This window comes from Binatus sp. (SeqCode), from assembly GCF_036522015.1.
In the GTDB taxonomy this organism is placed as follows: Bacteria; Desulfobacterota; Binatia; order Binatales; family Binataceae; genus Binatus.
This window is the reverse complement of sequence record NZ_DATDGQ010000299.1, coordinates 1-6,917: the sequence shown is the minus strand read 5'-3', so window position 1 is coordinate 6,917 and position 6,917 is coordinate 1. Positions and strand designations below refer to the sequence as shown.

At 60.6% G+C, this 6,917-nt stretch carries 8 protein-coding genes; 4 read left to right on the top strand and 4 right to left on the bottom strand.

Translation table 11 applies throughout. The features are described from left to right. On the bottom strand, positions 1-763 hold a 763-nt coding region (locus tag VIW95_RS12805; protein WP_331587074.1), incomplete at its 3' end, for an aldehyde dehydrogenase family protein. A gap of 95 nt (positions 764-858) precedes the next feature. Between VIW95_RS12805 and VIW95_RS12800 the strand changes: the two genes are divergently transcribed. Together VIW95_RS12800 and VIW95_RS12795 are read left to right on the top strand one after the other, a co-directional pair. Beyond that, positions 859-1,509 carry an LON peptidase substrate-binding domain-containing protein gene (locus VIW95_RS12800; RefSeq protein WP_331587072.1) on the top strand — a complete coding sequence of 217 codons (651 nt, stop codon included), beginning with the start codon at positions 859-861 and terminating at the stop codon, positions 1,507-1,509. Between the two features lie 377 nt (positions 1,510-1,886). Further along, a complete protein-coding gene (locus tag VIW95_RS12795; RefSeq protein WP_331587070.1) occupies positions 1,887-2,327 on the top strand; it encodes a hypothetical protein in 441 nt (146 codons plus the stop codon). A 164-nt stretch (positions 2,328-2,491) separates the two neighbouring features. On the opposite strand, the gene VIW95_RS12790 is transcribed toward VIW95_RS12795, so the two are convergent. The 3 genes from VIW95_RS12790 to VIW95_RS12780 all read right to left on the bottom strand — a co-directional run bounded on the left by VIW95_RS12790 (position 2,492) and on the right by VIW95_RS12780 (position 4,282). Next, positions 2,492-2,881: a hypothetical protein gene (locus tag VIW95_RS12790; protein ID WP_331587068.1), complete on the bottom strand. Its 390-nt coding sequence runs from the start codon at positions 2,879-2,881 to the stop codon at positions 2,492-2,494. 121 nt (positions 2,882-3,002) lie between these two features. Then, positions 3,003-3,998, bottom strand: a complete 996-nt coding sequence (locus tag VIW95_RS12785; RefSeq protein WP_331587066.1) for an MBL fold metallo-hydrolase — start codon at positions 3,996-3,998, stop codon at positions 3,003-3,005. 71 nt (positions 3,999-4,069) lie between these two features. Further along, the gene (locus VIW95_RS12780) at positions 4,070-4,282 is read right to left on the bottom strand and encodes a dodecin family protein (protein ID WP_331587064.1); all 213 of its coding nucleotides are present in this window, start codon (positions 4,280-4,282) and stop codon (positions 4,070-4,072) included. Between the two features lie 194 nt (positions 4,283-4,476). On the opposite strand from VIW95_RS12780, the gene VIW95_RS12775 reads away from it, so the two are divergent. Together VIW95_RS12775 and VIW95_RS12770 are read left to right on the top strand one after the other, a co-directional pair. Further along, complete coding sequence (locus tag VIW95_RS12775; RefSeq protein ID WP_331587062.1) at positions 4,477-5,547, top strand: hypothetical protein; 1,071 nt, start codon at positions 4,477-4,479, stop codon at positions 5,545-5,547. Between the two features lie 202 nt (positions 5,548-5,749). Further along, positions 5,750-6,917, top strand: a 1,168-nt coding sequence (locus VIW95_RS12770) for an amidohydrolase family protein (RefSeq protein ID WP_331587060.1), incomplete at its 3' end; no start/stop codon positions are given.

The following is a 6,917-nucleotide window of genomic DNA, read 5'->3' as shown; positions in this document are numbered from 1 at the left end:
TCACGCGCCGTCCGGTCGCGACCCCGCCGGTAAAGGCGACTGCGTCCACATCCGGATGCGCGACCAGTGCCGCGCCCGCATCGCCGAGTCCCGGCACAATATTCAGCACACCGGGGGGCAGGCCAGCCTCGTTTGCGATCTCGCCGAGCGCAATCGACGTCAGCGGCGCGAGTTCCGACGGCTTGAGCACGCAGGTGTTACCCGCGGCGAGGCACGGGCCGAGGTTCCACGTCGCGAGCATCAGGGGAGAATTCCACGGAATGATAATCGCGCCGACGCCGACCGGCGGCCGCTGCGTGACGCTCATCAGTTTCAGATCGCGGCCGAGAAATTTTGCGTCGCTATCGGCGGCCTCGTGGGTCCAGGTTTGTGCGACGGAAGCAAAAAATCGGATGTTGCGCGCGGCCCGCGCGACGTCGTGATTGACGCACTCCGACACCGGTTTGCCGACATCGCGCGCTTCGAGCATCCCGAGATCGCGCGCGCGTTTTTCGATCCCGTCGGCCAGCTTGTTCAGGATGCTTGCGCGCGCGTCGGCACTCATTCGCGGCCATGGCCCGCGATCTGCGGCTTCCCGCGCCGCATCGACTGCACGATTCACATCGTCGGTGCTCGCGCTCGCGACCTGTGCCAGTTCGCGCTCGGTGGCCGGCTCGACGTCGGGGAACCGGGCGCCCCCGGCCGCATCGACGTAGCGTCCGGCGATGAACAATCTGGTTTCCACTTCGCTCTTGAATAAAGTCTCGCGGATTCGCTGAAACATAGCAAAACCGCGGGCCGGTGGGATCTTCGCGGCGCTGTTCCTTGACGCGTGATCGTAACGGCCCTAACCTGACCCCACAGGCGCCGACTGTTATCGTGGCTGCATTACCCACTATCATTCCGATCTTTCCGTTGCCCAACCTCGTGTTGTTTCCGGGGTTGAACGTGCCCCTGCACATTTTCGAGCCGCGGTATCGCGAAATGATAGCCCACGTCGCCAATGCGCACGGCGTGATTGGGATGGCGCTGCTTAAGGGGGACGCGGATACCGACTATCCGTTCCCCGATATTTTCGAAATAGGATGCGCGGGCAAAGTCGGTGGTCTCCTCAAGCTGGCCGACGGGCGCTACAACCTGGTGCTCGAGGGCATCGGCGAGTTTCGGGTGGTGCGCGAGATTCGCGATCGATCGTATCGACAGGCGGAGGTGAACTGGTGCCCGGTGCGGCCCGACGCGCTCGATTGCGACGCCGAAACGATGGACGCATTGCGCGAGATGCTGTTCAGTTACCTGGGCGATGCCGCGCACGAAGCCTGGCGCACAATCGTCGAGCAGCGCGGCTTGCGCGGCGCCGAACTGATCAATTTCCTGTGCTTTCATCTCGACATCACGCCGCTCGAAAAGCAGACGCTGCTCGAGGCGCTGGCAGACCGGGTCGATTGCCTGCTCGATGTGCTGACCTTCAAGCTTGAAGAGCGCAAGCACGGGCCTGCCGGTACCAGTGGCGGCCCCGATACCGTCCAGTAGCGATACCTTAAAAGTGCGGCATGGCTCGCAGCCATCCTATGGCACCGGCGCGACACATTGCGGGCGGTTTGTGGCCGAATCGTAACGCGTGTCGCAAATGAGTCAGCATGCGCACAAACGCTACGGCTTTTCGCAAAATGCGGAATGATTTGCGAAAAGTTAGCCAATCTCGTGAATTCCCCAATGGAAGGCGAGCCGAGTTGGAGTTCATGATGGCTTAACATGCTGTCTTATTTGTATTAGGGCAGTTGCCGATAAATTCGGCATGATCGTTGCTTCCCCTTCTAGTCGAACGAACAACAGTCGGAATCCCAGCATCGATCGCCACGAACCGCTGAGGGCGGGCGCAGGCAACGGTCGGGTGAGGACAAAGTACGATGGAATGGGAAAATAGCGCTCTAGGGAATCTCTTCGTGCCGGACGTTCTAACGCCTGAGCAGTTTTACGACAGCCGGCGTGACGACAGCAACATCCGCCCTGTCAAGAAACTGATGATGGCAATTCTGGAGGACGCCCTTCGATGCTTCCAGAATAACTCGGACGCCAAGGGCGGCCCGCGCAAGCGCCTGTTCAGCGAGGCTGAGCAGTGGCTGATCGGTGAAGGCGGAGAGGGACCGTTCTCCTTCGAAACAGTGTGCGAAACGCTCGGAATCGAGCCCCAATTTCTGCGCAGAGGCCTGCGCGATTGGCGTACTCAGCAACTCGCGGGCGTGTCCACGCGGCGCTTGGCAAGGCGCTCGCCGGTGGTCCGGAGCGGCCGAATCAGTGCTCCAGCGCGTCGCGATGCGAAGCGCGCGGCGTCGGCGCAAGCTCGTTAGTCATTGGCCGGCACGAATCGAGCCGGCCCAAATTCCTGCCGAATAAAAAGGCGGCGCAACATCTCTCACGAGATGCTGCGCCGCCTTCGATCTTTTTACCGTGCCCGCGAGCTGATACAGCCCGTCGGCACTTGCGCCACTCCTAGCCTACGCTCTCAAGCGTTTCACTGCGGTGTAGGCGCCGGGGGCGCGCCGGGCACCGGAGCTTTAGCTGCCACTGCTCCTCCGGGCGGAGGCGGCACGTAGCCCTTGGGCTGCGCCTGCACCCATTGCTCGCAAGCCGGAATGTCGTCTTCTTCGAGCGACTCCTGCTGCATAATCTGCGAGTTGGACCAACCGTGCGTCTTCTCCCAGTGCACGCCCGGACACTTGACCGCCAGGTTGAAATTTCTTGCGGTCGTCGCCGCCGCGCCTGTGACAGGCGGTGCGCCCGCGGTACTGCCGCCTGCGGTGCTGCTGGCTCCGGTGCTACCGCCGCTGGTACCTTGACTCGAGCAACCGGCGATCAACAATGCCAGCCCTGTTGCCAGCGCCAATCCGATCTTCCGTTTCATGGCATCCTCCTTCAATCTAGGAACCCCTCCCAACTACCGAGCTAACATGCCTATCCGCCGTTCGTTTAAGCAGGGCCAAAATACACCGTCTGAAAAAATTAGCAAACCCCCCGTAATTCGCTCATAACGCCTGAAACACAGTTTGTTCACCCCGCTCTGAGCGTCGCGCGCGGCCCTCAAAACAGGCAAGTTCCAGATGCGCGAGGGTTTCGAAAGTCGCCGCCATCACGTGGAATATCGGTCTTTCTTCGCCGCCAAATACTTGCTGCGCAATTTCGAACGCGGTCTGCGGCGCTTTGCGCGTCAAATCGAGCATCTCGGCCTCTCGATACCGATGATGCTCTATCAACTGATTCGCGCGATGACGATGGTCGTGGTAGACGCCGCCGTGCGCCGGCAATACCAGCTCGACGTCGAATTTCTGCACTTTCATTTGCGACGCGATAAAGTCGCCGAGCGGGTTGCTCCCCACAGCGTCAGGATAGATTCCCACGTGTGGCGTAATCTTGGGCAGCAGGTGATCGCCGACGATCATCACCTTTTCTTTGCGCAGATAAATCACGTTGTGACCCGGCGAATGGCCCGGCGTCCAGATCACTTCCAGCTCGCGATCGCCGATTTTGATCACGTCGTGATCATCGATGTATTTGTCGGGCTGCGTGACCGGCCCGTACATCGAAGTGCCCATCCACGCCGGGCGCATCCCGGTCGGCGAGAATTGTTCGATCGGAAATCCGTGCTTGGCGAAAAATGCGCGCGACTCAGGGCGATCGTGTGGCGACATTTTACCGAACTCGATCATCCGGCCCGCGCGCTCGGCTTCCAGGCGATGAATATGCGTCGTCGCATGACTGCGCCGCCGAATCTCGCCTGACGCACCGAAGTGATCGATATGATGATGGGTCGCGACGATCGCATCGAGGTCCTCGATCTTGATGTCGAGTTCCGCCAGCGCTGCTTCGAGCGCGGCGATGCTCTCGGGCGAGTTCATCCCCGTGTCGACCAGCGTCCACGCGCCGTGACAGTCGATCAGATAGACATTGATGATGGTTGGCCGCATCGGCAGCGGCAGGAAGATCTCGTAGATACCGGGATGAACCTCAACTATTTTCGCCATCGATTACTCTCAGTGGCTGGTTTCGCATGACTCGGAAGTCCTTGCGCTCCGCCGCTTGCTTCGTGGACCGATCACTCGTGCAGCTCGTCTTTCACCTGGAAGGTCACTTTTAGTCGCACCTTCCATCGCACCACTTTGTTGGCTTCGACCATCGCGTCGATATTCGTGACGTGAGCGGTGTGGATGCCTTTGATCGTGACGCCGGCCCGCGAGATTGCTAATTGCACGGCGTCTTCCACCGAATTGGCCGAGATGCCCGTGAGGTCGATCGTTTTTTCAACCATGACGCTCAACCGCTCCTGCTGGGATTCATTTCCGCGCGATTGTTTGACGCTTACACTCGCGCGGCGCTACGCTCGACCCTGCACAGTGGTTAGCGCACGGCGAGATCTGAAACAAGGTGACATCGCGCGGACGTGCTCTGCGACTCGCTGAATCGAGGCGCGCGATTGGTCAGCTCCGGCTGGAGAGTCTGTAGTTGTCAGTCAAAATCGAGTCGCCTTCCGGCGAAGAAGCGCTAACCGAGTTCGTACTTTTTCAGCATCGGGTTTACGAATACCGCAGCGCGCGATGGGCCGCGATGGTCGCGGTGCAGTTGCCTATCCTGATGGGGGAAGGGCCGTTCGCCGTCGGGCGCAGGATTCGGCCGTTCACCGCGCGCGCTGACGGCAACCTCGTCGCACGCGCTGTTGCGATCATCGATGGCCATTATCAGCGTCATTGGAACGAACCGCTCGGGCATATCGTGATGTTCGAGGCGATGCCCAATACGCGCGACGCCGTCAACCTGATGATGGACGCGGCGTCGGAATGGATGAAGGCCAATGGCGCGACGGCGGCGCGCGCCGGCTACGGCCTGCTCGAGTTTCCGTTCGTGATCGATGACTACGAAACCCTGCCACCGGATATCTCGCGCCAGAATCCCGCGTACTACCACGCGCTGCTCAAGGACGCGGGCTTCGAAACGGAGCGCGGATGGGTTGACTACAAGATTGAGGTAACGCCGGAACTTGTCGCGCGCTACGAAAGCGCACTGGAAGCGAGCCGCCGCGCGGGTTTTCAAATCGTCACGCTCAAGGACCTGCCCGCCGCGCGCCGCATCCGCGATTTTGAACACACCTGGAACAGCGCATTCGCGCATCATTGGGGCGCGACACCGTTCACCACCGACGAGCTCACATTCCTGTTCGATTTCTTCGCGATGTCCGGCGCGCTGGATACTTCGCTGCTTGCGTATCGCGACGGCCAGCCAGTCGGCGCCCTGATGGTGACTCCGCCGAATTCTGATGGCGCAATTCTAAAGCCCGGCCGCAAGATCGCCAACAACGAGAGACTAAACTTTCTCGGCATCGGCGTACTCGAACAAGCGCGAGGCCGCGGCGTCAACCTCGCGATGGCCGCGCATTCGTACCTGAATCTGATCCGAAGCGGCTCGAAGTATCTGAGCTACACGCTGGTCCTCGACGACAACTGGCCGTCGCGCCGCACCGCAGAAAAACTCGGCGCCAAAGTTTGCGCGAACTACGTAACCTATCGCCGCAACTTCTAAGCGTTCAGTCTCGCCTCCCCCGACCGGTCCCCCTTCCCACATGGGAAGAGGTTAGGGGTTAGGTTGCCGGCATTCATCACATTGAGGGGCCCTCCCTTACCGATCGTTCAATCTCGTTTGCCAAACCGATCTGCGATGCTGTAAGACGAAAACAGTAGCGAGCCATACTCACCGACCTTGTCTTCGAAGGAGGGATCTTTCGATGGCCGATTTCGATCTTCACATCAAAGGTGGAACCGTAGTTGACGGAACCCGCGTCCCCCGTTACCGCGCGGACGTCTGGATCAAGGACGGCAAAATAGCGCAGGTCGGCGGGCGTGCTCCCGGCTTCGCGAAGAAGACTATTGACGCCGGTGGCATGATCGTCGCCCCCGGCTTCGTCGACTTGCATACCCACTATGACGCGCAGATTCGATGGGACCCCTACTGCACCATTTCGGGATGGCACGGCGTCACGTCGGTGGTGCTCGGCAATTGCGGCTTTGGCTTCGTGCCGGTCAAGCCGGATTTTCGCGAGCGCTCGATGCTCACGATGACGCGCACCGAGGCGATTCCGTATGAATCGATGAAGGTCGGGATGAAGTGGGATTGGGAAACGATTCCGCAGTATCTCGACTCGCTCGATCGCACCGCGAAGGGCGTCAACGTGATCCAGTATCTGCCGACCTCGTCGCTGTTGACGTACGTGATGGGCCTCGAGGCTGCCAAGACCCGCGCCGCCACGGACGAAGAACGCGCCGAGATGCGCGCGCTGCTCGCGGAAGGAATGGACGCCGGCCTCGGAGGCTTCTCGGTGCAGCGGCTTGGTCCCGATTCCACCCAAGCCGACTTCGACGGCTCGCCGATGGTTACCGACACGATGTGCGATGAGGACATCCTGAACCTCGCACGCGTGCTGCGCGAGCGCGACGAAGGCTTCATCCAGATCACACAGGCGACCGGACATATCAAGGATGATCTCGCATTCCTCGAAAGGCTTGCGGCCGAGGCGAATCGTCCGATTCTGCACAACGCTATCGCGCCCGCGCGCCGCGATCCCAAAGTTCATCAGCGCAGCCTCGCGTGGCTCAAGCGATGCCGCGAGAAAGGTCTCCCGATCTTCGGTCAGACCGCTACGCTCCGCACTGGCTTCGCGTTCACGCTCGAGCATTGGAATCTTTACGATGCGAGTCCCGCGTGGCGCACCGTCACGACTGGCAGCAACGAAGAAAAGATCGCGAAGATGAAGGATCCGGCTCTGCGCGAGGCGATTAAGCGCGAGCACGACGAGGCGAATAAGAAGCTCGAGGCAATCCAGGCGGGAGTCGGCGGACCGATCCGTCTTCTGATCGTATCGTGGGTGAACGACAAGCCCGAGCTGGAAAAGTACG